The organism is Streptomyces diastaticus subsp. diastaticus, assembly GCF_011170125.1.
Lineage (GTDB): Bacteria > Actinomycetota > Actinomycetes > Streptomycetales > Streptomycetaceae > Streptomyces > Streptomyces diastaticus.
In genome coordinates this window covers 917,689-943,753 of record NZ_BLLN01000002.1, presented here as the reverse complement: position 1 = coordinate 943,753, position 26,065 = coordinate 917,689, and the positions used below count along the sequence as shown (strand labels likewise).

Sequence of the window (26,065 nt, the reverse complement as noted above, 5' to 3'; positions counted from 1 at the left end):
TTGAGGAATCAGCGGTGAGGTTGCTCCGTACGAAGGAGGAAGAACCCCCGGCCACGGACCCAGGGAGTCAGCAGAGCTCAGGGGGACTCGCACCAGGTCGCGGTGGAGGGGTCGATGCCCTGGGCCCGCGCGGCGGCGTCGACGACGCGCCGGAACCACCTGGCGAGGCCGGGGCGGATGCCGTCGTAGTGGGCGGCGTATCCCGGATCGGCCTCGTACATGCGGGCGAGGCAGACCTGCATCTGCCGGGTGAGGGGGAAGTACGAGGCGAAGACCTCGCGGTGGCGTTCGGCGAGGTGGTCCGCCTCCGGGCTGCCAGGGGTGACGCCGGCGTCCATCGCCTCCCCGAGGGCGCGGTCGAGCTCGGCGACGGCGTCGGCGACGGCCTGCCACTCCTCCGGGGTGCGGGAGGCCGAGCGTTCGGCGTACTGCCGCCACTGCGGCGTGTCACCGTAGCGCCGGCGGGCCCGGGCCGGCCCGTCCGGGTCCCACCCGGGGCCGAAGACCGCGGCCTGCTGCTCGGCGGTCAGCAGCGGGCCGCGCTCGTGAGCGTCGATCATCCGGTCCAGGCCGGCGCCGAGCCGCTGGAGGCGGTCGATCCGTTCGGCGATCCGGGCACGCTGCGCGCGCAACGCGGCGGGCACGTCCTCGGCCGAGTCGTCGAGGACGACCCGGATCCTGTCCAGGCCGAGCCCCAGCTCCCGGTAGACGACGACGCGGTGCAGGCGTTCCAGATCAGCAGGGGTGTAGAGCCGGTACCCGGCCGCCGTGCGCAGCGACGGGCGCGCCAGGCCGATCTCGTCCCAGTGGTGCAGCGCGCGGACCGTCACGTCCAGGCGCGCCGAGACCTGCCCCACGGTCAGGCCGCCGGCGCCAGGGGTGTCAGCCATGCCTGCCATGGTCGCAGGACGGGGCGCCGGGCGGGGTGATGCCCATGGCCGCGAGGTTCCGCGCCTCCTGGCCGGCCGGGTCGAAGGGCTTCGCGGCGGTGAGGACGACCCGTGCGTTCTCGGGGGTGACGACCTCCACGTCGCGGGTGTTCCAGGGCGTGTCCCGGGGCCCGTCGACCGCGTCCGGGCGCAGCGCGCGGCAGGCCGCGGCGAGGGAGTCGACCTGGTCGAGCACGCCGGAGAAGCTGAAGCTCATCGCGGGCGGCTGCTCCGGGACGCTCGGCGCCGCGACCAGCAGCACGTCCTGGAAGGCCCACCGGCGCAGACGCACGAGCGTGCCGGGGACCACGAACAGCTCGAAGAAGCCGAGACCCCGGGTCCAGAACTCCACCGACGCCGCCCGGCCGGTCGTGGGGACGTCCACGAAGGCGGGCATCCCGTAGATGCCCCGGAAGGGCTCCGGCGGCACCGCGCCGGGGCCGGGAGCGGGCACGGGACTGCTCACGAACGCGTCGTAGTAGTCGCTCATGCGTGCCACCCTTCAGCCTCACGCCGCGTGAGGGTCAAGCCGGGCGCCGCGATGGCCTCGGCCTCGTCCCCGGGGAATCCGCCAGGACAGGCGTGCCCACCCGTTTCCGCGCAGAATGAGAGGGTCGGCCACCCCTGGCGGAGTCGCTCCCGCGGTGTGGCGGGTGCGTCCGAAACGGTACGGCCCGAGGGCCCGTACCGGATGACGCGGGGCCCTGGCCGCACGCCGAGGAACGAGTGCCGTCGCGGTCCGGGTCCGGAGGTCCGGCCAGGAGGAGGCTCATGGAGCGCAGCGCCGCCCCGTCCGGCGAACCCGACCCGCGGACCGAGGCACCGTCCGACCCGCTCTCCACCGCCCGGGTGGCGCTGGCCGTCAACGGCATGGGCACCTTCACCTGGGACCTGTCCGACGGCCTGCTCCGCTACGACCGGGGCGGCGCCGCGGTGATGGGCTTCCGGCCGGGGGAGTTCGACGGACGGCTGGAGACGCTCGCCGAGCGGATGCTGCCGGTGGAGCTCCCGGCGGTGCGGGAGCAGGTCGAGCGGGCGCTGCGGGACCGGTCCAGTTTCAGTCTGTACTTCCGGGTGCGCCTCCCCGACGGCGAACTGCGCTGGACGCACACCCAGGGGCACGTGGTCCTCGACCGGGCGGGGGACCCGGCGCGGGTCATCGGGATCATCCGGGACGCCAGCCAGGAGCTGCGCGCCGTCGACCAGACGGAGGAGCTGCGGCGGGTACGCAGCGAGCGGCGCCGCCAGGCCGACATCGTCGGGCACGTCAGCGACACGCTGGTGCCGACCCTCACCCTGGAGGACGTCGCCGACGCCCTCACCACCGACCGGCTGATGCGGCAGATCGGCGCCTCCGGCGTCGTCCTCGGCATGGTCGACGAAGGCCGGATGCGGCTGATCGGTTCCAACGGCATCCCCGAGGAGCTGGTCCGCGACTTCCACCTGACGCCGCTCGAAGCCCGCCTGCCGCTCGCCGAGGCGTCCCGGACCCGCGAGGCGGTCTTCGTCACCAGCCGCGCGCACTTCGTCTCCCGCTACCCCTCCCTGGAGGCGTACGCGGAGGACTTCCCCCAGACCATCGCCGCCGTCTACCTCCCGCTGATCGCCCAGGACACCCCCATCGGCGCCGTCGGCCTCACCTACACGGACCGTGCGCGCTTCCCCCAGGACGAGCGGACCGTGCTGCGCGCCCTCGGCAAGGTCATCGCCCAGGCCCTGCAACGCGCCCTGCTCTACGACCAGGAGCACGAACTCGCCGCCGGGCTCCAGACGGCCATGCTCCCCGGCCACCTCCCCGACTCGCCCGGCCTGGAACTGGCCGCCCGCTACCGGCCCACCCGGTCCCGCGGCGGCATCGGCGGCGACTGGTACGACGCGCTGCTGCTCGCCGACGGCCGGGTCGGTGCCGTCATCGGCGACGTGCAGGGCCACGACGTGACCGCCGCCGCCATCATGGGCCAGCTCCGCATCGCCCTGCGCGCGTACGCCGCCGAGGGGCACCCGCCGACCACCGTCATGGCGCGCGCCTCGGTCTTCCTCACCGAACTCGACACCGGGCGCTTCGCCACCTGCCTGCTCGCCGTGCTGGACCCGCGCACCGGCATGACCACGATCGTGCGGGCCGGTCACCCGGACCCGGTGCTGCGGCTCACGGACGGCGGCACCGACTGGCTCGACGTCCCCGGCGGACTCCCCCTCGGCCTCACCTCGCCGGAGGCCCAGCCCGTCTACCCGGCCCACGAGACGGCCCTGGACCCCGGCTCGACGCTGGTGCTGTGCACGGACGGGCTGATCGAGTCCCGTACCGAGGACATCGACACGGGACGCGCCCGGCTCCTCGAAGCGCTCCGCGACGGGCCCGGCGGCCCCCACGAACTCGCGGACCACCTGTTGCGCGCCATGGCGCCGTACACCGGCGAGGAGGACGACGTCGCCCTGCTGGTGCTGCGGCGCCCGCTGGGCCGGGCCACCCCGGCCCAGCGGCTTGAGACCGTCGTCGCCCCGAACGACCCGGAGGCCCTGCGCGCCGCCCGGCAGGATCTGCGGGAGGCGCTGGAGGGCTGGCAGCTCGGCCCGCTCGCCGACATCGCGGTGCTGCTCACCTGCGAGCTCGTCACCAACGCCCTGCTCCACACCGGCGGGGACACCACCTTGACGGCCCAGCCCGTGCGGCGCGCCGGGGGCGGGAGGGCCCTGCGGCTCTCCGTCAGCGACACCTCGCCCGCCTCCCCCCGGCGGCGGCCCGCCACGGAGCAGCACACCTCGGGGCGGGGGATGCTCCTCGTGGAGGAACTGACCAGTGCGTGGGGTGTGGAGCCGCGCGGCACCGGAAAGACGGTGTGGTGCGAGATCCCGCTCGCGGTGCCCTGAGGGCGCGGGCAGATCTGTCGCTGACTTATTGTTCGGCACCCCCTCCCGCGCCGGATGAGCGGGCAGTGTAGGTCTTTGGCAGCCATACCCGCGTTCGACGGTGCGACGACCACTTCCGCGGGGTCGGGGCCGCCTTCACGGCAAGGGGGAGCAGAGACATGGCCAGCAGCATCAGAGTGCCCGCACGCGTCGCGTCCGCCCACACCGCCCGGCCGCGCGGCCGGGCCCCCGGCCGATGTGCCGAGCGCATGGGACCGCGCCGCCAGCCCTGAGCCGGCCCGCCGCTCCTCGCTTCCGCCTTCACGGCCGCCTCCGGCGTGCCGATTTCACGGGTTCCGCTGCCCGCGCGGCCGGAATCCGGTGCCCCGGTGGCCTCGTACGGTCCGCCATGCCGTGGATCGAGGCTGCCGCCGCTCCGTTCCCGCCGGGAAAGGATTCAGAGATGGTCATGCCCGAAACCGGACGCCGCACCGCGACCAGGCACCTCCACTTCACCTTCGACGACCTGCTCAAGGTACGCATCGGCGACGAGGTCCTTCCGCACGTCGAGACGTACTTCGCGCTGCGTTCCCTCTCCGCGCCCCCCAGCGCCGCGCTCTCCGACTGGCGGGCCGTGGTCCGGCCCGGCCTCGGCGCCCTGCTCGGGTTGTTGAGACAGCTGGGGCAGTGGCTCCCCTCACCGTCGGCCCTGACGGGCCTCGCCTTAGGCGGCGCGCACGAGACGCGGGCCGCGCAGTTACGGACCGGTGCCACGGGCGAGCAGCTGCGCGAGGCCCTGAACACCTTCTGGCAGCTCGGCCTGGAGCCCTACTGGCGGCAGATCACCGCCCATGTACGCCGCTGCCAGCAGGAGTTGCGCGAGCGGCTGGCCCTCGGCGGGGTGGAGGACCTGCTCTCCCACCTGCCGGGCGGGAGCAGTTGGCGGCAGCCGGTGCTGCGGCTGCCCGACGAGCGGGGCGGCGAGGTGCACCTCGCCGGCCGGGGAGTGCGCCTGTCCTCCTCGCTCTTCCTCCAGCCGCGGGGACGCAAGGTCCTGGAGGTGAGCGACGGCAAGGGGCAGCCGACGCTCTACCTGCCGGCGCCGCTCACGGAGGAGGACGCTCCGGCGCTCTGGGGCGCCGCGGCGGGCGGGGAGCGCTCCCTCGCCGCCCTCATCGGCGCGGGCCGGGCCCGGGTGCTCCAGGCCCTCACGGAGCCCCGGACGACGGGGGAACTGGCCCAACTGGCCGGCATCTCCGGGCCGGGGGCCAGCCAGCACACGGCGGTGCTGCGGAAGGCCGGCCTGATCACCACCCGCCGTGAGCGGAACATGGCCTGGCACGAACTGACGCCGCTGGGACGGGCCATGCTGGCCAACCTGGAGGACGCCGGGGCGCACCGCGGGCCGGCGACCGTGTCGCTGCTGCCCGCGCCGGCCTGCTGAGGGCGCGGGGCCGGGCGGCGAGGACGCACGCCGTGGTGCCCGGGGGCCGTCGGGCCCCCGGGCACCTGCCCGTCCCCGCCGGTCAGGCGGGGACGAGCCGGGAGCGGACCCGGCCCTGGGCGTAGAGGCGGCGGACGTCGCGGAGCAGGTTGACCCGCTTGAGCCAGCGGTCCTCCCCGTCGTACCGGGGGGTGAACGGGTCACGGCCGTGCACGACCTTGTAGTTGTCGATGAAGACCAGGTCACCGGGGTGGAGCACGACCCGCCCCGCCGAGGACCGCAGCAGGGCGTCGGTGACGCGCACCGCCTCGGCCGCCGCCACGTCGGCGCCCGCCATGAAGTCCACGTCGAAGCGGAGGTACGGCGCGTGTTCCGGGCCGAACAGCACGCGCTCCTCGGGGTAGGCGGCGGGACCGCCCTCGCGGCCCGGCACCGGTCCGCTGTGCGAGTCGTCGGGGAAGAAGCGGAACCTCGGCTCCGCGAGCGTCCCGCGGACCTCGGCCGGCAGGTCGACGTCCTCGACGCTGGCGACGGTGGTCCCCACGCCGTCCGGGTTGCGCAGGCACAGCAGTGCCACGTAGTCGGCGCGGCACGGGTGGAAGACGTCCTCCGTGTGCAGGGAGAGCGTCTTCTCGCTGCTGGCGCTGGTCAGTGAGGACTCCATGCCCGGGGCCGGGCAGATGTCGTGGACGATGCGCCCCTCCTGCTGGCTCTCCCAGCCGAAGGCGTCGCCCATGACCGAGCCGCAGAGCAGCAGCGCGGCCTCCTCCCGGCGCCCCGCGGCCGACTTGGCCGCCGCCTCCCACCCGGTGGGGGTGGGGACCAGCGCGGGGTCGAGGGGGATACCGGAGACCACCGTGATGTCGGACTCCGCGGTCCGGGCCCCGGCCAGGAACTCCCTCAGTCTCAGCGGCAGTCCGGGGGCCGCGGCGGTGGCGGCCTCGGCGGCCACCAGCGGGTCCCAGTCGTGTCCGGCGTCCAGGAACCGGCCGACCAGGGTGTCCATCTCGCCCTGCTCGGCCTCGGTCAGCTGCAGCCTTCGCATTCTTCTCCCCCGCCGGGTCAGGAGCCGCTGCCGGCGCTGAGCGAGGCCGGCCGCATGTCGGTCCAGTGGCTGTCGACGTACTCGGCACAGGCGTCGCGCCCGGCCGGTCCGTGCACGGTGGACCAGCCGTCCGGGATGTCGATGAAGTCCGGCCAGAGCGAGTGCTGGCCCTCGTCGTTGACCAGGACCCTGAAGGTTCCGTCCGGGTCGTCGAAGGGATTGGCCATGGTCGTCCTTTCGGCGCCCTCGGTCCGAGGGCGGTCTCGCTCCCCGTCCGGGGAGGCTTGGGGTTCGGGGCGGGGGGCTCAGAGCCCGCGCGCGGCCCGCAGCACCAGATCGTTGGCGTCGGGCGTGCCGATGGTGAGGCGGATGCCTTCGCCGGGGTAGAGCCGCACCCGGACACCCGCCCGGGCACACGCCTGGTGGAAGGCGGCGCACCGCTCCGGCTCGTCCAGCCAGAGGAAGTTGGCGTGGCTCTCCAGCACCCGCCAGCCCAGCCGCCGGAGGGCGGCCCCCGTCCGGACGCGCTCGGCGGTGAGGGTGGCGATGCGTTCCTCCAGCTCGGCCTCGGCGCCCACCGAGGCGACGACGGCGGTGCGCGCGGTCTCGGTGATGGAGTAGGGCACCGACATGGTCCGGATGCGGCGCGCGGTCTCGGGCGCGGCCAGGCCGTACCCGATACGCAGGCCGGCCAGCCCGTACGCCTTGGAGAAGGTGCGCAGGACCACCAGGCCGCTCCGGCCGGCCTTGAGGAGATCGACGCCCTGCGGCAGAACGGCGTCCTGGGCGAACTCCATGTACGCCTCGTCCAGCAGGACGAGCACGTGCGGGGGCAGGGCGTCGAGGAACTGCTCCAGGGCCCGCGCCGTCACCGTGGTGCCCGTCGGGTTGTGCGGGTTGCACAGGATCACGACGCGGGTCCGGTCGGTGACGGCGTCCCGGATGCGGTCCAGGTCCTGCTCACCGTCGCGGGTGAGCGGCACCTCGACGCGGGTGGCACCCGCCATGTCGGTGATGATCGGATAGGCGTCGAAAGCCCGCCAGCCGTAGACGACCTCGTCCTGGGGGCCGTCGGTGAACGCCTGGAGGGTCTGGAGCGCGACTCCCACCGAGCCGCTGCCGACCACCACGGACTCCGCCGCCACCCCGCGCCATTCCGCGATGAACTCCATCAGGTGGTCCGCGTAGAACTGCGGGTACCGATGCATTTCGGGAATGCCGTCGGCAATGGCCTTGCGCACCGACTCCAGAGGCGGATACGGGGTTTCGTTGAGGGCCAGGGAATGGAGGGTGAGGGGTTGCTCGTCGACAGCCGTCATGCCGCTCCCCCTGTTCCGTCCGGGACCTGGAGCGCGTTCTCACTCACTGTCGGCTCGCTCCAGCTGGAAGATCACGGTGTTCGCCGGAGTGCTGTACACGTGCTGCTTCACGCACTTCCAGCCGGACTCCTCGAACACCGAATACCATTCCTCGCGCGTGGGAATGTACTGGCCCATCAGCGCGTGCGCCGTCTCGAATCCCATGGTGAACAGCGGGAGATCCGGCGTTTCGTCGTCCGCGTTGCGGTGGGTGTCGCAGAGTACGAAGTGCTTGAGGTTCGGCAGTTGCGTCCGGATACCCCGGAAGAGTTCGACGCACTGCTCGCGCGGCCAGAAGTCGTGACCCATGAGGAACGAGGTCATGAGTTCGACGTCCTTGAACGCCTCGTACTCGCCCAGCCTGCGGGCGTCGCCGCGCACCAGGGTCACCCGGTCCTGGAGACCGTTGGCCGCCACCGCCGCGGTGCCGACCTCGATGGCGCCGGCCGCGATGTCGAGGCCCACGCAGGTCACCGAGGGGTCGCGCTTGGCCAGCTGGATCAGGCGCTCCCCGCTGCCGCAGCCGAGGTCGGCGGCGACGGAGAAGTCGAGGCCGTCCAGCACCTCGGTGAAGGCGGCGTCCATGAAGACGTCGTTGGCGTCCCGGCAGGCGATGCTCACGGCGGTGCTGTCACGCCGGACGTAGTCGCCGGTGCGGTGCTTGTCGTAGACCACCTCGCCCATACGCTGGAAAAGCGATCCGTAGCCCTTGGTGAGCCACTGGAAAAGCCCCTTCGACTGGGCGAATTCCCCGAAGGTGGCCCCTCTGGTCACCCGGTCGGCGTCGACCTGCACGACGTCGGCGTAGGAGAGTGCCCGGAGCAGGTAGCGCAGCGAGGGCTCGTCCATCTCCTCCGTCTTGGCGTACCACGGTATATCGATCTCATCCGCTTCGGTGAGCGCCTCGAAGAGGCCGATGTCCCAGGCCGCGCTGACCGCCCAGGTGGCGATCGAGGAGTTGAAAAGCTCTGCCGATTTCGCGAATTCGGTGGCTCCGCCGCTCATGGGGTGCGACTCCGTTCCCGTGTAGAGATGAGCCGGTCCCGGTGGACGGCTCGCTTTTCGCCGGGTCCGCACGGGAGAGTTTCACCGCACGACCGCAGCAGGGGCCCACTGTTGCCCGGGGTCCGGGTGGTTTCCACCTTCGTAAGCTCACGCGAACACAGCCCGGCCCCTGCGATCGGGGGCGGCGACGCCTCTCAGGGGGCGGCCGGGCCGGGGTGGAGGATGTAGTTCCACCGCTCCGCGCCCCGGGGGGCCGGAAGGCCCGCGAGGGCCCGGGCGCGGGCCGGGGCGGAGTGCCCCTGGAGCGGTGCGACGGTACCGATCAGGACGTGCTCACCGGCGGCCGGCAGACCGTCCCACCGGGCGGTGACCTGGCAGGAGAGACGATGCTCGGCGGTCGGCCAGCGTAGGGTGGCCGGCGGCAGGTGGCAGGCGGTGACCTCGGTGCCGGAGACGGCGGCGAACTCCGCGAGGGCCCGCCGCAGCGTGTCGGGGCTGGTGGCCTGCGAGCCCGCCTCGACGACCACCAGCAGCCGCTCGGGGCGCGGGCGGTGACCGCTGCCCTCCAGTTCCCACCAGTGGCGGACGGTGCTGGCGATGAGCGCGGCGGTCCCGGCGTCGTCGAAGGGGAGCGCCGCCCGGGCGGCGCCGGGCCGCGGCCCGGCCGGGCGGCGGCGGGCGCAGAGGTCCGCGCAGACCGCGGAACGGGCCTGCGGGGCGCCGCGTCCCTGGACGCACTCCCCGCAGCTCCGCGCGCGCCGGCCGGGCTCGACGGCGGGCTCGGTGCGGACCCGGATCGCCGGGTGACCCGCGTCGGTGAACCCGCGTAACAGCGCGGCGCCGTGGCGCAGCCGGGCGATCCGGTGCTCCCTGGTGCCGCGGACGGAGGTGTAGGCCGACGGCTGGAGGGTGAAGCCCTCGGCCTTGAGCAGGGACGAGGCCGTGTCCGGGCCGACCGGGTGGCCGAGCAGGGTGAGCGCCTGGGCGATCTCGCGGACGGAGAGGGTGGTCCACTCCAGCGGGGAACGGCCGGTGCCCTCCGGGCCGGTGGAGCGCGCCAGGGCGAGCAGGGCGGGCATCAGTCCCGGGTCCCGCTCGGTGAGCGGTTTGCGGCCGGCGCCGGCGCGGCGCACCCGTCCGGCCGGCAGGCGGGGGCCGTCGAGTTCGCGTACCCCCCGGGAGACCGTGGACTCGGCGACCCGGGCCGCCTTGGCGACCGTACGGATGCCGCCGCGGCCCAGCCCCTCGGCGACGGCTCCCAGCGCCAGGCGGCGCTGACGCTCGTCCAGGTTCGGCATCAGGCGCAGGAGTGCTCTGCTGAGTGGTCCGTCGGTCGCCTCCATCACGCCGGCGAACGTATATCAGCCGGAAACCCACGAAATGGAGTTTCTGGCTGAGCTAAAACACGCGAAAGCGATCGTCTGTTTCAGATATTGACGGCAAGGCTGACAGGAACTGACCGATCCCGCCCTATCGGAAGTTCCGGTTCCGCTAGACCGGAATGGGTCAGTCCGCCTGGTCGACCCGCGCGCTCCCGTTGTTGCTGCGGACGTCGACGGTCCGTTCCGCGCCCGGGGTGTCCTTCACCGAGGACTCCGCCCGCCCGTTCTCGGCGTCGACCCGGACCTGGTAGCGGTCGCCGCCCGCGGGGAGGGTGACATTCACGTTGCCGTTGTCGGTGCTGGCGGTCACCTTGCGCGGCGGCTCGGTGAAGACGACCTTGAGCCGGCCGTTCCGGGTCTCGGCGGCCAGTTGCCCGCCGCTGATCCCGATGGCCTCCGCGTTCCCGTCGCGGACCTTCAGGCGGACGTCCCCGGAGGCGTTCTCGACCTTGACGGCCGCGTTGGACGACGAGATCTCCTGGGACTGCGTGAGCCCGACCGAGTCGACCGCGCCGTTGCTGCTGGTCAGGCTCACCGCCATGTCCTTGGGCAGGGTCACGGTGTAGCGAGCGGCGCAGCTGATCGAGATGCCGTGGCACTCGGTCTGCAGGCTCAGCGTGGAGCCGGTCAACTCCCACCGGGAGTTGCCGTCCTTGCCGGCCTCGCCCTCCACGGTACGGCTGACCCGCACCTCCCCGCCCGTACTGTCCGTCCGCAGGCGCACGTCGGAGTTGCCGGCGTCGACGGTGAGCTTGTCACCGGAGAAGGTGAAGGTCTTGCTCTCCGTCCTCTCCTCGCCCTTGCCCGGTCCCTCACAGGCGGCCATGGAAACGCAGAGCAACGTGACGCCCAACGCCCCGGCCCATGTCCTCGCGTGCTTCCGCATTTCCGTCCTCCCGTTCGCGGCGACCGTCCGCGTGCTCTTCCACGCGGTGAGTGCGACGGCGGTCCGACCGCTGCCGGGCGACCATAGGCAGCGCTGGTCGGACAATTCAAGGCAACCCGGAAGGTGGGGAGTTGGCTCGACCCCCGCCACTGCGGGGGTGGAGTTTCCTCCACCCTCAGGTGGGCAGTCAGGGCCAGTGCCCGGGCACCGGCCTCCTTGCTGTACTTCATTGCGCTGGGACGAGCCGCCCCGGCACAGCCACCGGAGCACCACCGCGAAAGGAAGAATCCGTGTCGGGAGCCGTCATCGACCAGGCCGTCACACTGCGCGGGGTCGGCAGACTCTACGGCCGTGGCGACGGCCAGGTAACCGCCCTGAACGACGTCCACTGCGCCTTCGCCCGCGGCACCTGCACGGCCGTGATGGGCCCCTCCGGCTCCGGCAAGAGCACCCTGCTCCAGTGCGCCGCCGGCCTCGACCGGCCCAGCACCGGCCAGGTGCTGATCGGGCAGACCGACATCAGCACGCTCAACGAGACGGAGCTGACCAAGCTGCGCCGTGAGCGGATCGGCTTCATCTTCCAGTCCTTCAACCTGATGCCCTCGCTCAACGCCCGCAAGAACGTGGCCCTGCCGATGCGGCTCGCCGGGCGGCGCCCCAGCCGCGGCCAGGTGGACGAGGTGCTCCAGCAGGTCGGCCTCGGCGACCGCGGCAAGCACCGGCCCGCCGAGATGTCCGGCGGCCAGCAGCAGCGGGTGGCCATCGCGCGCGCGCTGATCAGCCAGCCGGACGTCCTCTTCGCGGACGAGCCCACGGGCGCCCTGGACACCAACACCAGCCGCGAGGTGCTCAAGCTGCTGCGGGCGCTGGTCGACAACGCCGGCCAGACCGTCGTCATGGTCACCCACGACCCGGTGGCGGCCGCCTGGGCCGATCGCGTGATCTTCCTGACCGACGGTGCCGTCTACGGCGAGCTGGCCTCCCCCACCGTGGAGGCCGTCAGCGAGCAGATGGCACGGCTGGGTGGCTGACCGATGCTGACGATCGCCCTGCAGACCCTGCGCACCAGATTCACCCTGTTCATCGGCACGTTCATCGCCCTCTCGCTGGGCGTCGCACTGATCGCCGGCACCGGCCAGGTGCTCGACGCCACCCGCAAGCAGGACGGCCCGGCCGCCGCCGGACGGTACGACGCGGCCGACGCCGTCGTGCGCGCCCCGCAGTCCTACACCGTGACCTTCGGCAGCGGCGACGGCGCGTACGACGAGACCCGCACCGGCACCCGGACCCACCGGCTCGGCGAGGCCGCCGAGGTCGCCGGGAAGGTCGCCGCGGTGGACGGCGTCGCCCGGGTCGTCGTCGACCGGTCCGTCCCGGCCCAGCTGCTCGACGGAGCGGACGCCACCAGCGTCTCGACCGCCCGCGCCTGGCCCGGCGCGGAACTGGCCCCCTACCGGCTGCGCGACGGGCGGGAGCCGGCCGGCTCCGGCGAGGTCGTCCTCGCCCCCGCGCCCGGCGCCGAGGCGGAGGCCCGGGTGGGCGACCGGCTCGCGCTGCTCACCGCCCAGGGGCGCGAGGAGGTACGGGTCGTCGGCATCGCCACCCGCACCGGCCCCGCCGCGCCCGAGGGCGCCGCCACCGCCTTCCTCACCGAGGACGCGCTCGCCGAGCTGGACCCGGCACCCGCCGAGGCCGACGCCCTCGCCGTGTTCGCCGAGCCCGGCGTCCCCGCCGGCACCGTGGCCGACGCGATCCGCGCCGCCCTGCCCGACTCCCCCCTCACGGTGCACACCGACGCGGGCAAGGAGAGCGGCACCGCCGGCGCCAACCGGGCCACCGCCCTCGACGAGGTCGCCACCCTGCTCGCGATCATGGCGCTGATCGGCTGCTTCGTCTCGGTCTTCGTCGTCTCCGGCACCTTCGCCTTCTCCATCGCGCAGCGCCGCCGCGAACTGGCGCTGCTGCGCACCGTGGGAGCCACGCCCGCCCAGGTGACCCGCATGGTCACGACCGAGGCCGCGCTCCTCGGCGCCGCCGCCTCCGCCGCCGGCTGCCTCATCGGTGTCCAGGGCAGCGACGGCATCACCGCGGTGCTCCAGCACTACGGGATGGCCCCCGCCGACATGGAGGTGCCGGTCTCCGTCCCGGTGCTGATCATCAGCTTCGTGATCGGCCTCGCCGTCGCCCTCGCGGGCGTCTTCGCCGCCTCCCGGCGCGCGGCCCGGGTCCGCCCCGCGGAGACCCTGCGGGAGTCGGACACCGACACCCGGGTGATGACCCGGGGCCGGTGGATCACCGGCGGCCTCTTCCTGGCCCTCGCCGTCCTCCTGCTGGTCCAGCTCCCCCGCGCGGGGGACGACGGGGCCGTGGTCATCTCCCTGGTGCTGACCGAGATCCTGGTCATCGCCATGGTGGCCTTCGCCCCGCTGCTGGTCCCGCCGCTGGTCCGCGTCGCCGCCTGGCCGGTGGCCGCGCTGACCCGGTTCACCGGGACGCTCGCCGCCGACAGCGCGCGGGCCGCCGTCCGCAGGACCGCCTCGTGCGCCGCGCCGATCCTGGTGACCGTCGCCGTGGCCGGGTCGCTCGTGAGCATGAGCAACGCCACCTCGGCCAGCGCCGTCAACGACGAGCGGTCCCATCTGCGCGCCGGAGCCGTCGTCGAGTCCGGCACGCGGATCGGCGTACCGGAGGCCGGAGTACGCGAGCTGGGCGGCCTGCCCGGCGTGCGCAGCGCCGCCCCCGTCGGGGTCACCAGCGGCTTCCTGGTGGGCTACAACGCCCTCATCCCCAGCGACGTCGGCGCCGTCGACCCCGGCCGGCTGGCCGACAGCTTCGAGCTGAAGGCGGCCGACGGCGACCTCGCCGACCTGCGCGGCGACACCGTGGCGGTCAGCCGTACCCTCTCCGGCCAGGCCGGCTGGAAGACCGGCGACGAGGTGTCGCTGCGGCTCTCCGACACCACCGCGCTGAAGCTGAGGGTGGTGGCGGTGCTGGACGCCTCCGCCGGGCTGCCCGGGGCCCTGCTTCCCCGCGACACCCTGCTGAAGGCCGACCCCGGCCTCGCCGCCGGACGCGTCTACCTGGCGCTGGACGAGGGCGCGGACGCCGCTCGGGTCGCCGGCGGCGCCGACGCGGTGGCCCGCGAGTACGGCGCCGCCGCGTTCGACCGCGAGAGCTGGCTGGAGCGCAGCGCCGCCGACTCCGAGCGGGAGGGCCGCATCCTGGTCCTCGTCCTGCTGGGCATGGCCCTGCTCTACACCGGTATCGCCATCGCCAACACCCTGGTGATGGCGGCCGAGCAGCGCGCCTCCGGCATCCTGCTGCTGCGGCGGCTGGGGGCCACCGGCGGCCAGGTGCTGCGCAGCGTCCTGTGGGAGACCCTGACCGTCGTCGTGGTCGGCGGCATCCTGGGCATCGCCGCGGCCGGTGTCACCGTGCTCGGCATGAGCCGCGCGCTGGACGGCGCCGGCGGCGCCTCCTTCCCCGTCCCGTGGGCGGAGATGGGCGGCGTCCTGGGCGGCTGCCTGCTGATCGCCATGATCGCCTCCCTCATCCCGACGGTCCTCCAGCTCCGCTCCACCCGCACTCCCCGGCCGGCGGCGGTCGTACCGCCGCCCGGCCCGGGGCTGCCGACGGCTCCCCAGGACGTGGAGCCGTCGGTGCACAGCCGCTCCTGACCGCCGGTACATCCCCCGGCCGGCCGTCGGCACCGCGGCACGCACCCGCCCGGTCCGGACCCTCGTGGTCCGGGCCGGGCCGGGCCGCACTTTAGGCGTGAGCTTCCGAAGGTGGCACCTGCCGCCGCCCTCGGCGAGGGTGGGTCCGCGTCGCGCCGTGGGGGGCGCGCGGCCCGCCGGGCCCCGCCCCTCCGTACCCGGAGTGTCCCCGGGCGGCGCGCCCATTTCCTGCCGGGAGTCCCGCCGGTGGCGACTGCCGCCCAGGTCTCCCGCCCGCGCCATAGGGGGACTTCGTGAACGTGGACGTGCTCTCCGAACGGCTGCCGGACCTCGCCCGCCGCCACGGTGTACCGGGCGGCCAGTTCGTGCTGCGGCACGAGGGCGCGACGTACACCGTGCTCTTCGGGGAGGAGGAGGCGGGCACCGGCCGGCCCGTGCGGGCGGACAGCAAGTTCCCCACCGGGTCGATCACCAAGACGTTCACCGCCGCGCTGGCCATGGTCCTGGTGGACGAGGGCGACCTCGACCTGGACCGGCCGCTCGCCGACGAACTGCCCGACCTGCGGGTGCCCGGTGCCTCCTTCGGCGAGAAGCAGACCCTGCGCCAGCTCCTCTCGCACAGCAGCGGCCTCCCGCCCGGCCGGGACAGCGACGACCTCGCCGGGACCACCCGCCGCGGCTACCTCGCCGACTGCGCCCGGACGCGCCCCATCCCGGAGTGCGGCTCGTCGTTCTCCTACTCCAACATCGGCTACGTCGTCGCCGGGTTCCTGGTCGAACACGTCGCCCGGATGGAGTGGCGGGAGGCGCTGGAGACGATCCTCCTGACGCCCCTGGGCATCGAACCGGCCTACATCACCCCTCCCGCCGGCCGTCCCCACGTCCCCGGCCACGCCGCCCGCGCCACCGGCACCGCCCTGCCCGTACGCCAGACGCTGCCCCGGGTCGAGGCGGCCGCGGGCGCGCTCGCGCTGAGCGCCGCCGACCTGCTCGCCTACGGCCTGCTCCACACCGACGGCGCCCGGGGGGTGCCGGGACTGCTGGACGCCGAGGCGCTGGTGCCGATGCGCCGGCCGGTGGCCGGGGCCGACCCGTTCGGCCTCGCCGACGGGTGGGGGCTGGGGCTCTCCTGCTACCGCGCCCAGGACGGCAGCCGGCGGGTCGGCCACGACGGCACCTCCGACGGCACCTCCTGCCACCTGCGCGTCGACCCGGCCACCGGCACCGCCGCGGCCCTCACCACCAACGCCAACACCGGCATGGCCCTGTGGGAACAGCTGACCGCCGAACTCGCCGCGGACGGCCTCGACCTGGCGGGCTACTCGTACTCCGGCGAGGACCGCGAGCGCCGAGCGGTGCCCGCGCCACCCGAGTGCGAGGGCACCTACGAGAACGGCGACACCGCCTACGCGATCGACCTCGCGGCCGACGGCGGGGCGCTCCTGAAGGTCGGCGGCGAACCCTTCGCCCGTCTCACCTTCCACGACGACCTCAGCTTCACCATGCGCGAACTGGCCGCCAACCGGCTGGCCTACCTGGGGCGGTTCCTGCGCGCTCCGGAGACCGGGCGCCTGGAGCAGATCCAGGTGACCGGGCGGCGCGCGCAGCGCGTCTGACGGCTCACCCGCCGACCGGCGGGGGACGGCCGCGGCACCAGGCGAGCCCACCCCCGTCCGCCACGCCGCCACCCGGTGGCGGGGGAGCACCGAAACCGATCCGGAAGAGGACAGGAAGACATGGAACGCGGAACGGCACCCCGGCGACCGAAGCACCCGTCGAACGGCTCCGGCTATCCCGCGGACGCCTGCCTGCACGAGCTGTTCCAGGAGCAGGCGGCCCGCCGGCCGGAGGCGACCGCCCTCGTCCTCGGCGACCGCCGGGTCTCCTACGGCGAACTCAACGCGCGGGCCAACCGGCTCGCCCGCCACCTGGCCGGACAGGGCGTGGGACCGGGCGACCTGGTCGGCGTCTGCCTGGAGCGCGGTCCGGAACTGGTCACCGGCCTGCTGGCGGTGCTCAAGGCGGGCGCCGGCTGCGCGCCGATGGACCCCGCCTTCCCCGGCCCCCGGCTGGCCGAGATGGCCGGCCAGGCCGGCACCAGGGTCGTCGTCACCGACGTCGCGGGCGCCGACCGGGCCGCCGCCCTGGCACCCACCGTGGTCGTACTGCCCGGACCCGGCGCGCCCGAGGGGGCCCTCGCCGCGTACGGCGAGGAGGACCTGCCGCGCCGGGCCACGCCGGACGACGCGGCGTACGTCATGTTCACCTCCGGCTCGACCGGCCGCCCCAAGGGCGTGCTCTCCCCGCACCGCTCCCTGGTGCGCCTCCTCTTCGGCCAGGAGTTCCTGGTCCTCGGCGAGCACCGCACCTGGCTCCAGGCCGCGCCGGTCTCCTGGGACGCCTTCGCGATCGAACTGTGGGGGGCCCTGCTGCACGGCGGTACGGGCGTCCTGCACCCGGGCTCCACCCCCGACCCCGCGGTCATCACCGACCTGGCGGCGGCGCACGGCATCACCACCGCCTTCCTGCCCACCAGCCTCTTCAACGCGGTCGCCGACGAGTGCCCGGAGCTGATCGGCGGGGTGCGCGAGATCATGACGGGCGGCGAGGCGTGCAGCCCGCGCCACATGGCCAAGGCGCTGCGCGCCAACCCGGAACTGGCCCTCCTGCACGTCTACGGCCCGATGGAGAACGGCGGTTACACCACCTGGCACCGGGTCCGGCCCGACGAGCTGGACGGGTCCACCGTGCCGATCGGCCGTGCCATCGCCCACACCCGGGTGCACGTGCTCGACGACCGGCTCCGGCCGGTGGCCGAGGGCGGCACCGGCGAGCTGTGGATCGGCGGCGACGGCCTGGCTCGCGGCTACTTCGGCCGGCCCGCGCTCACCGCCGAACGGTTCGTCGCCTCACCCTTCACCCCCGGCGAACGGCTCTACCGCAGCGGCGACCAGGTGCGCCTGCTGCCCTCGGGCGAACTGGAGTTCGTGGGCAGGACCGACCACCAGGTGAAGATCCGCGGCTTCCGCATCGAGCCCGAGGAGGTACGCTCCGCCCTGCTCGGCCACCCCGCCGTCGCCGAGGCCGCCGTCGTCGCCGTCCGGCACGGCGAGGGCCCGCGCCGGCTCGCCGCCTACGTCGTCCCGACACCCGGGGACGAGGCCCCCGGCCGGGCCGAGCTGCGCGCCTTCCTCTCCCGCGAACTCCCCGCCCACATGGTGCCCAGCGCCTTCACCGCCCTGGAGCGGATGCCGCACAACGCCTCGGCGAAGGTCGACCGCGCCGCGCTGCCGGAGCCGGACTGGGCCGCCGCGGGGGAGGACCACGTCGCGCCGCGCGGCCGGGCGGAGGAGACACTGGCCCGGGTCTGGGCCGAGGTGCTGGGGGTGCCGCGCGTCGGCGCCCACGACGACTTCTTCGACCTGGGCGGCGACTCCATCGCCGCCGTGCGCGTCGCCTCCCGGGCCGCCGCCGCGCTCCGGACGCGCGTGGCGCCCCGCGCCCTGTTCCAGGCGCCGACGGTCGCCGCCCTCGCCGAACTGCTGGCCACGGCCACGGCCACGGAGCCGGCCGGCGCCCGCCCCGAGGGCCCGGCAGCCCCGAAGGCGGCCGGCCACACCGCGCTGCCCCTCTCGGACGCCCAGCGCCGGCTGTGGTTCCTCCACGAGTCGGGCTCCGGGGCCGCGGAGTACAACACCCCCCTCGGCCTGCGGCTGACCGGACCGGTGCGGACCGGTGCGCTGCGCGCCGCGCTGTGCGCGCTCTCCGCCCGCCACGAGCCGCTGCGCACCACCTTCGACTCGGCCGGCGGCGTCGGCACGCAGACCGTCCACGAGGTGCTGGAACCCGGCCTCGAACAGCTCGACCTGAGCGCGCTGCCCGCCCACGAGCGGGACGCGGCCGTCGAGCGGCACGTCCGGCAGGACGCGGAACGCCCCTTCGACCTGCGCACCGGACCGCCGGTACGCGCCCTGCTGCTGACCCTCGCCCCCGACCGGCACCTGCTCGTCCTCGACCTCCACCACCTGGTGACGGACGGCTGGTCGACCCGGCTGCTCATCGAGGAACTGGCCGCCCTCTACGCCCACCTGTGCGAGGCGCCCGGCACGGCGCCCCACGAGGCCGCCGCCGCCTGCGGGCTGGCCCCGCTGGAGACCCGGTACGCCCAGTTCGCGCTCCGGCAGCGGGAGCGGGCCGGGAGCGAGGAGCGGAGGGCGGCGCTGGAACGCTGGCGTGCCCGGCTGACCGGCGCCCCCGTGGTGGAACTGCCCGCCGACCGGGTCCGCCCGCCGGTGCGCTCCACCGCGGGCGCCGTCCACCGGTTCGAGCTGTCCCCGCGGCTCACCACCGCCCTGCGGAGGCTGGGCCGGGAACACGGCGCCACCCTCTTCATGGTCCTCGCCGCGGGTGTGCGGGCGCTCCTGGCCCGCGCCACCGGCGAGGAGGACATCTCCGTCGGCACCGTCTCCTCGGGACGTACCAGCCCTGAGCTGGAGCGGCTGATGGGCTTCTTCGTCAACACCCTGGTACTGCGCGGCACCGTCCGCCTCGACGCCGACTTCGGCGCCCTGCTGCGCGAGGTCCGCGGTACGGTGCTGGACGCCTTCGACGACGAGGACGTGCCGTTCGACCGGGTGGTCGAGGCGGTCGCCCCGCGGCGCGACCCCGGCCGGCACCCGCTGGTGCAGACCGTGGTGGCGCTCCAGGAGGAACTGCCCTCGGTCGACGACGCGGCCGGCCTGCGCATCGAGCCCTGCGACCTGCCGCGCGACCACGCGCGGTTCGACCTGTTCGTCGAGTTCACGCCCCGGGGCACGGCGCTGGGCTGCGCCCTGGAGTACAGCACCGCCCTCTTCGAGCCGGGGACCGTCGAACGGTTCGGGGCGCAGTTGACCGCCCTGCTGAGCGGCGCCGTCCAGCGGCCCGGCGAGGCGCTGGCCGCGCTGCCGCTGACCGACGGCGGGGAGCGGCCCGCGTCCGGCGCCGAGTCCGCGCGGGGTGGCGCCGACACCGGGCTCTGCCTGCACGAGGCGTTCGAGCGGCAGGCGGCCCGCACCCCCGACGCGGTGGCGCTGGTCTTCGAGGGCCGCCGGACCGGGTACCAGGAACTCGACGAGGCGGCCAACCGGCTCGCCCACCACCTCATCGCCCACGGCGCCGGACGCGGTCAGGTGGTCGCGGTCTGCCTGGAGCGCGGGCCCGAGCTGATCACGGCTCTGCTGGCGGTCCTCAAGTCCGGTGCCGCGTACGCCCTGCTGGACCCGGCCTTCCCCGACGAGCGGCTGGCCCGGACCCTGCGCCAAACCGCCGCCCCGGTCCTGGTCACCGACGCCGACGCGGCCGGCCGGTTCGCCGGCGCCACCGGAGTGCGGGTCCTGGACCTGGACGCCGAGCGCGGCTTGGTCGCCGCCCGTTCGCCGCTGGCCCCCCGCTCGGGCGTCACCCCGCTCGACGCGGCCAGCGTCATGTTCACCTCCGGCTCCACCGGCCGTCCCAAGGGCGTGCTGTCGCCGCACCGGGCCGCGGTACGCGTCGTCCTGGGCCAGGAGTTCGCCGCGTTCGGGCCGGGGCAGGTGTGGCTCCAGTCCGCGCCGATGTCGTGGGACGCCTTCTCCCTGGAGCTGTGGGGCGCGCTGCTGCACGGCGCCACCTGTGTCCTGCACCCCGGTTCGGTCCCCGACCCGGCCGTGATCGCCGCGCTCGTCCCGGCCCACGGCGTCACCACGCTCTGGCTCTCCGCCAGCCTCTTCAACGTCCTCGTCGACGAGGAGCCGGACGTCTTCGGCACGGTCCGGCAGGTCATCACCGGCGGCGAGGCCGCCTCCCCCGCCCATGTGGCGCGCGTCCGCGCCGCCTTCCCCCACCTGACGCTGGTCAACGGCTACGGCCCGGTGGAGAGCATGGTCTTCGCCACCGCCCGCCGGATCGAGGCGGACGACACCCGGCGGCCCTCGGTGCCGATCGGCACGCCGCTCGGCCGCACCCGGGTGCACCTGCTCGACGACCACCTGCGGCCGGTGGCGACCGGCCTGCCGGGTGAGGTGTGGATCGGGGGCGACGGGCTCGCCCTCGGCTACCTCGGCCAGCCCGCCCTGACGGCGGAACGGTTCATCGCCTCACCCTTCCAGCACGGCGAACGGCTCTACCGCACCGGCGACCTGGCCCGCCGCATCAACGACGGCGCCCTGGAGTTCATCGGGCGCGCCGACGACCAGGTCAAGATCCGTGGCTTCCGCGTGGAGCCGGGCGAGGTACGCGCCGCCCTGCTGCGCCACCCGGCACTGCTCGACGCGGCCGTCGTCGCCGTCCGCCCCGCCGAGGGCCCCAAGCGGCTCGCCGCCTACGCCGTCGCCGCGCCGGGAGCCACCGTGCCCGCCCCCGCCGAACTGCGGGGCTTCCTCGCGGCCTCACTCCCCTCGCACATGGTGCCGTCGGCCTTCACCGCGGTGGACCGGCTGCCGCTGACCCCGGCCGGGAAGCTGGACCGGGCCGCGCTGCCCGCCCCCGACTTCACGGCCGCGGCCACCGGCGGGTTCGTCCCGCCGCGCGAGGGGGCCGAGCGGACGCTGGCCCGCATCTGGTCCGAGGTGCTGGGCGTGGAGCGGGTCGGCGCGCAGGACAACTTCTTCGACCTGGGCGGCGACTCCATCCTCAGCATGCAGGTGGTCTCGCGGGCCCGGGCCGCCGGCATCCCGCTCCACTCCAAGGACGTCTTCCAGCGGCAGACGGTGGCCGCGCTGGCCGCCGTCGAGGGCGAGGCCGTCCGGCGCCCGGCCGGGGAAGAGGTGTCCGCCCTCGGCGAGGTCCCCACCACCCCGGTGCAGCACTGGTTCTTCGCCACCCCGCAGGAGCGGCCCGGCCACTTCGACCAGTACGTGGTCCTCGACCTCGCCCCCGGCACCGACCGCGCGGCACTGGCCACCGCCGTCGCCGCGCTGCCGGCCCGGCACGACGCGCTGCGCACCCGCTCGGTCCGCGAGAGGGGCCGGTGGGTCCAGTACACCGAGCCCCTCGGCGAGCCGGCGGCGGCCGGTCCGCGCACCGTCGACCTGACCGGGCGGACCGCCGCCGAGCAGGACGCCGCCGTCCGGGCGTGGCCGCACGGCGAGGGGGCCCGGTTCCGCCTGGAGGAGCCGGCCAAGTTCGCCGCGGTCCTCTTCGAGCGGGGCCCGGAACGGGGGCCGGCGCTGCTGCTGACCGCCCATCACCTGGTCGTCGACGGCGTCTCCTGGCGCATCCTCACCGAGGACCTGGAGACCGCCTACCACCAGGCGGCCGCCGGGCACCCCGTCGACCTGGGGGCGCCGACGACCTCGTTCCGCGCCTGGGCGCTCAGGCTGGAGGAGCACACCGCCAAGGGCGGGTTCGACGCCGAGGCCGGCTACTGGGAGAAGGCCGCCGCGCCGGGCCCCGCGCTGCCCCGCGACGGCGAGGGCCCGCGCCTGGCGGGCGCCGCCCGGAGCGTCACCGTGAAGCTGTCCGCCGAGGAGACCGGCAGCCTGCTGCGGCGGGCCTCGGCCGCGTACCACACGGGGGTGGAGACTCTGCTGGCCGCCGCCTGCGGCCGGGCGCTCGCCCGCTGGACGGGGCGGCGCCGCACCCTGGTCGCGATGGAGGGCCACGGCCGCGAGGAGCTGTTCGAGGACGTCGACCTCACCCGTACCGTCGGCTGGTTCACCTCGCTCTACCCGGTGGCGCTCTCGGTCGGCCCCGAGGACGGCTGGGACGTGACGCTCCCCTCCGTCAAGGAGCAGCTACGCGCCGTCCCCGGCCGCGGAGTGGGCTTCGGCGCCCTGCGGTACCTGTCCGGCGGCGCGCCCGGAGAGCCCGCCGACGGCCGGGTGGCGGGGGGCCTGCCCGAGGTGAGCTTCAACTACCTCGGCCGGTTCGACTCGGCGGGCGCCGACGGGCCCCTGGTCCAGGGCGGTTCGGGTGTCCAGCTCACCGAGGACCCCACGCGGCGCCGGCCGTTCCTCCTCGACGTGGTGGCCCGGGTGGAGGACGGGCGGCTCGCCGTGGAGTGGGTGCACTCCCCGGGCGTGCACGACGAGGCCACCGTGCGCACGCTCGCCGAGGAGACCGCCGCGGCACTGCGCGAGATCGTCCGGCACAGCGCCGACCCGTCGGCCGGCCGCGCCACCCCGTCCGACTTCCCGCTGGCCGGGCTGGACCAGGCCGCCCTGGACCGGGTGCTGGCCGGCCGCGACGTCGAGGACCTGTACCCGCTCACCGCGATGCAGAGCGGCATGTTGTACCACAGCCTGGCCGACGCGCGGCGGGGCCTGTACCTGGAGCAGATCTCCTTCACCGTGGACGGCCTCGACGACCCGGCCATGCTGGAGGAGGCGTGGCGCCGGGCGGTCGCCGACACCCCGGTGCTGCGCACCGCCGTCCTGACGGACGGCCTCTCCCAGCCGCTCCAGGCCGTCCACCGCACCGCCCCGCTGCCCGTCACCCACCTGGACTGGCGCGAGCGGACGGACCCCGCCCGGCGCGCCGCCGACTGGTCCGGGGTGATGGAGCGCGACCGCGCCCGCGGCCTCGACCTGGACCGGCCGCCGCTGTCCCGGATCACCCTGGCCCGGCTCCCCGAGGGCGGCGTACGGGTGCTGTGGACCTTCCACCACCTGCTCCTCGACGGCTGGAGCGTCTTCCAGTTGCTCTCCGACGTCCTGGACACCTGCGGCGCGGTCCTCTCGGGCGAGCCGGAGTCCCACCGCGCCGGCCGCCGCCCCTTCCGGGAGTACGCGGCGTGGCTCGCCCGGCAGGACACCGGTGCGGCGGTGCGCCACTGGCGCCAGGCCCTCGACGGGTTCACCGCCCCCACCCCGCTCCCCTGGGACCGCAAGCCGTCGGCCCGCCGGCAGAGCAGCTCCACCGGGCGGCTGAGCCGCGCCCTGCCCGCGCCGGTCACCGAGTCGCTGATCCGCACCGCCCGCGAGCACCGGCTCACCCTCAACACCCTCGTCCAGGGCGCCTGGGCACTGCTCCTGTCCCGCTACGCCGGCCAGGACGACGTCTGCTTCGGCGCCACCCGCTCGATCCGCCCCCCGGAGCTGCCGGGTGCCGAGACCGTCCTCGGCCTGTTGATCAACACCCTGCCCGTGCGGGCCGGGATCGAGCCGGGCGAGCAGCTGGTTCCCTGGCTCACCCGGCTCCAGGAGCGGCAGACCGCCGCCCGCGAGCACGAGCACCTGCCCCTGACCGAGGTCCAGGCGGGCAGCGGCGTCGCCTCGGGCACCGCGCTCTTCGACAGCGTGCTGATCTTCGAGAACTACCCGGTGGACACCGCGGCCCGGCCCGACGGGCTGCGGCTGCACACGGTCGACGGCGACGTCGAGACCACCAACTACCCGCTGGCCGTGACCGTCTACCCGGACGAGCGGCTGACCTTCCGCTTCGCCTACGACCCGGACCTCTTCGACGAGGCCACGGTGGAGCGGACGGCCGCCCGCCTGGAGCAGCTCCTCACCTCTGCGGCGCACCGGCCGCTGAGCCCCCTGCGGGCACTGGACTGGCTCACCGCCGAGGAGGAGCGGGAGCTGCTGGCGGCCGGCGAGGGCCCCGCGCCCACGGCCGCCGACGGCACGGTCCTCGACCTGCTCGCCGCGCAGACCGCCCGTACCCCCGAGGCGCCCGCGCTGAGCGGGGAGGGCACCACGCTGACCTACCGCGAGCTGGCCGAGCGTTCCGACCGGCTGGCGCGGGTGCTGGCCGGCCACGGCGCGGGCCCCGAGGACCTGGTCGCCGTCGCGGCCCGGCCCTCCACCGACCTGGTCGTCGCGCTGATCGGCGTACTCAAGTCGGGGGCCGCCTACCTGCCGCTCGCCCCCGACCATCCGGCCGAGCGGACCGCGTACATCCTCCAGGACGCCGAGCCGAAGCTGGTCCTGGCCGACGCCGCCGGGGCAAAGGCCCTGCCGGCGGGCACGCGGACGCTGCCCGTCGAGGACGCGGGGGCGGCCGTGGGGCCGGTCGCGGAGGCCGGATCCGGTCGCCCGCCGGGGGAGAGGCACCCCGCCTACGTCCTGTACACCTCCGGCTCCACCGGCCGGCCCAAGGGCGTCGTGGTCGAGCACCGGTCGCTCGCCGACTACGTGCGCTGGGCCGCCGGCGCCTACCCGGGCGCGGCCGGGGGCTCGGTGCTCCACTCGCCGCTCACCTTCGACCTGACGGTGACCTCGCTCTACCCGCCGCTGATCAGCGGCGGACAGGTGCGCGTCGCCGACCTGGAGGACGCGGCGCGGGCCACCGGCGACGACCGGGCGACCCTTGTCCTGAAGGCCACCCCCGCCCACCTGCCGCTGCTCTCCGCGCTCGGCGGGCAGCTCCCGGGCGCCGGTCAACTTGTCCTGGGCGGCGAGCAGTTGCTCGGCGAGGCGGTGGGCCGCTGGCGCCGGGAGCGTCCCGACGCCACCGTGGTCAACGAGTACGGGCCCACCGAGGCGACCGTGGGCTGCATGGAGTACCGGCTGCCGCCCGGCGCCGAGATCCCGCCCGGCCCCGTGCCGATCGGCCGCGCCCGGGCAGGCATCCGGCTGCGCGTCCTCGACACCTCCCTGCGCCCCGTGCCCGAGGGCGTCGCCGGCGAGCTGTACGTGGCCGGCACGGGCCTGGCCCGTGGCTATGTGCGGCGTCCGGCGCTGACCGCCGAACGGTTCACCGCCGACCCGTACGGCCCGCCCGGCACCCGCATGTACCGCACCGGGGACCTGGTGCGGCTGCGGCCCGACGGCGAAATGGAGTTCGTGGGACGCACCGACCACCAGGTGAAGATCCGCGGCCACCGGATCGAACTCGGCGAGGTCGAGGCGGCACTCGCCGCCCACCCCTCGGTGGCGGAGGCCGCCGCTCTCGCGCTCCCCGCCCCGCCCGGACGGCAGGAGACGGCGGAGACCGGGGACGGCGAGCCCCGGCTGCGGCTGGTCGGCTACGCGGTGCCCGCCGCCGGGCACCGCCCGGACGGCGCCGGGATACGCGCCGCCCTCGGGGCCCAGCTCCCGGCGTACATGGTGCCGTCGGCCGTGGTCGTGGTGGACGCCCTGCCGCTGACCGGCAACGGGAAGCTGGACCGCGCCGCCCTCCCCCAGCCGCCCGCGCAGGAGAGCGGCGAGGAGTACACCGCGCCCCGGACCCCCACCGAGGAGGCCGTCGCCGATTTGTGGGCGGCCCTGCTCGGAGTCGAACGGGTCGGCGCCCACGACGACTTCTTCGAGCGGGGCGGCGACTCGCTGCTGAGTCTCCAGGCCGTCCTGCGGATGAAGGTCGCCTTCGGCCTGGACCTCTCGCCGCGCGACGTCCTGAGCAGACCGACCGTGGCCGCCCTCGCCCAGCTGATCGAGGAACGCATCATCGCCGAACTGGAGCGGGCCGCCGCCGAGGAGGCGGGAGAGGACCTGCCGCCGTCCGCCTGAACGGCCGGCCGGACGCCCGGGCGGCGTCCGGCCGCCCCCCCTTGCCCGCCCCCGGAAACTTCCCGCACCACAGCC

At 74.9% G+C, this 26,065-nt stretch carries 14 protein-coding genes; 6 read left to right on the top strand and 8 right to left on the bottom strand.

The window, feature by feature from the left end; genetic code table 11:
- Positions 1–77: 77 nt before the first annotated feature.
- Both Sdia_RS05905 and Sdia_RS05900 read right to left on the bottom strand, forming a co-directional pair.
- Positions 78–890, bottom strand: coding sequence for a MerR family transcriptional regulator (locus Sdia_RS05905; RefSeq protein WP_181844053.1), 813 nt, complete (start codon positions 888–890; stop codon positions 78–80).
- Positions 883–1,419, bottom strand: coding sequence for a VOC family protein (locus Sdia_RS05900; RefSeq protein WP_191835335.1), 537 nt, complete (start codon positions 1,417–1,419; stop codon positions 883–885). Before Sdia_RS05900 ends, Sdia_RS05905 begins: the two co-directional genes overlap by 8 nt.
- A 281-nt stretch (positions 1,420–1,700) precedes the next feature.
- Here Sdia_RS05900 and Sdia_RS05895 point away from each other — a divergent pair, with 281 nt between their 5' ends.
- Both Sdia_RS05895 and Sdia_RS05890 read left to right on the top strand, forming a co-directional pair.
- Positions 1,701–3,800, top strand: coding sequence for a SpoIIE family protein phosphatase (locus Sdia_RS05895; RefSeq protein WP_100455283.1), 2,100 nt, complete (start codon positions 1,701–1,703; stop codon positions 3,798–3,800).
- A 442-nt stretch (positions 3,801–4,242) separates the two neighbouring features.
- A complete protein-coding gene (locus tag Sdia_RS05890) occupies positions 4,243–5,223 on the top strand; it encodes an ArsR/SmtB family transcription factor (RefSeq protein WP_100455282.1) in 981 nt (326 codons plus the stop codon).
- An 82-nt stretch (positions 5,224–5,305) separates the two neighbouring features.
- On the opposite strand, the gene Sdia_RS05885 is transcribed toward Sdia_RS05890, so the two are convergent.
- From Sdia_RS05885 to Sdia_RS05860, 6 genes are all read right to left on the bottom strand, one after another.
- Positions 5,306–6,268, bottom strand: coding sequence for a TauD/TfdA family dioxygenase (locus tag Sdia_RS05885; RefSeq protein WP_100455281.1), 963 nt, complete (start codon positions 6,266–6,268; stop codon positions 5,306–5,308).
- 17 nt (positions 6,269–6,285) lie between these two features.
- Entirely contained in the window at positions 6,286–6,495 is a 210-nt protein-coding gene (locus tag Sdia_RS05880; protein WP_100455280.1) for an MbtH family protein, read from the bottom strand.
- Positions 6,496–6,573: 78 nt separating this feature from the next.
- Entirely contained in the window at positions 6,574–7,587 is a 1,014-nt protein-coding gene (locus Sdia_RS05875) for a histidinol-phosphate transaminase (RefSeq protein WP_100455279.1), read from the bottom strand.
- Positions 7,588–7,626: 39 nt separating this feature from the next.
- Positions 7,627–8,631 carry a methyltransferase domain-containing protein gene (locus tag Sdia_RS05870; RefSeq protein ID WP_100455278.1) on the bottom strand — a complete coding sequence of 335 codons (1,005 nt, stop codon included), beginning with the start codon at positions 8,629–8,631 and terminating at the stop codon, positions 7,627–7,629.
- Between the two features lie 194 nt (positions 8,632–8,825).
- A complete protein-coding gene (locus Sdia_RS05865; protein ID WP_115068893.1) occupies positions 8,826–9,974 on the bottom strand; it encodes an ISAzo13-like element transposase-related protein in 1,149 nt (382 codons plus the stop codon).
- A gap of 163 nt (positions 9,975–10,137) precedes the next feature.
- Positions 10,138–10,839: a DUF4097 family beta strand repeat-containing protein gene (locus tag Sdia_RS05860; RefSeq protein WP_161499802.1), complete on the bottom strand. Its 702-nt coding sequence runs from the start codon at positions 10,837–10,839 to the stop codon at positions 10,138–10,140.
- A gap of 350 nt (positions 10,840–11,189) precedes the next feature.
- On the opposite strand from Sdia_RS05860, the gene Sdia_RS05855 reads away from it, so the two are divergent.
- From Sdia_RS05855 to Sdia_RS05840, 4 genes are all read left to right on the top strand, one after another.
- On the top strand, positions 11,190–11,930 hold the full coding sequence (locus Sdia_RS05855; RefSeq protein WP_100455275.1) for an ABC transporter ATP-binding protein: 741 nt from the start codon (positions 11,190–11,192) through the stop codon (positions 11,928–11,930).
- Between the two features lie 3 nt (positions 11,931–11,933).
- Positions 11,934–14,576, top strand: coding sequence for an ABC transporter permease (locus tag Sdia_RS05850; protein ID WP_189500093.1), 2,643 nt, complete (start codon positions 11,934–11,936; stop codon positions 14,574–14,576).
- Positions 14,577–14,869: 293 nt separating this feature from the next.
- Entirely contained in the window at positions 14,870–16,192 is a 1,323-nt protein-coding gene (locus Sdia_RS05845; protein WP_100455273.1) for a serine hydrolase domain-containing protein, read from the top strand.
- Positions 16,193–16,312: 120 nt separating this feature from the next.
- Complete coding sequence (locus tag Sdia_RS05840; RefSeq protein ID WP_189500092.1) at positions 16,313–25,990, top strand: non-ribosomal peptide synthetase; 9,678 nt, start codon at positions 16,313–16,315, stop codon at positions 25,988–25,990.
- Positions 25,991–26,065 lie beyond the last annotated feature (75 nt).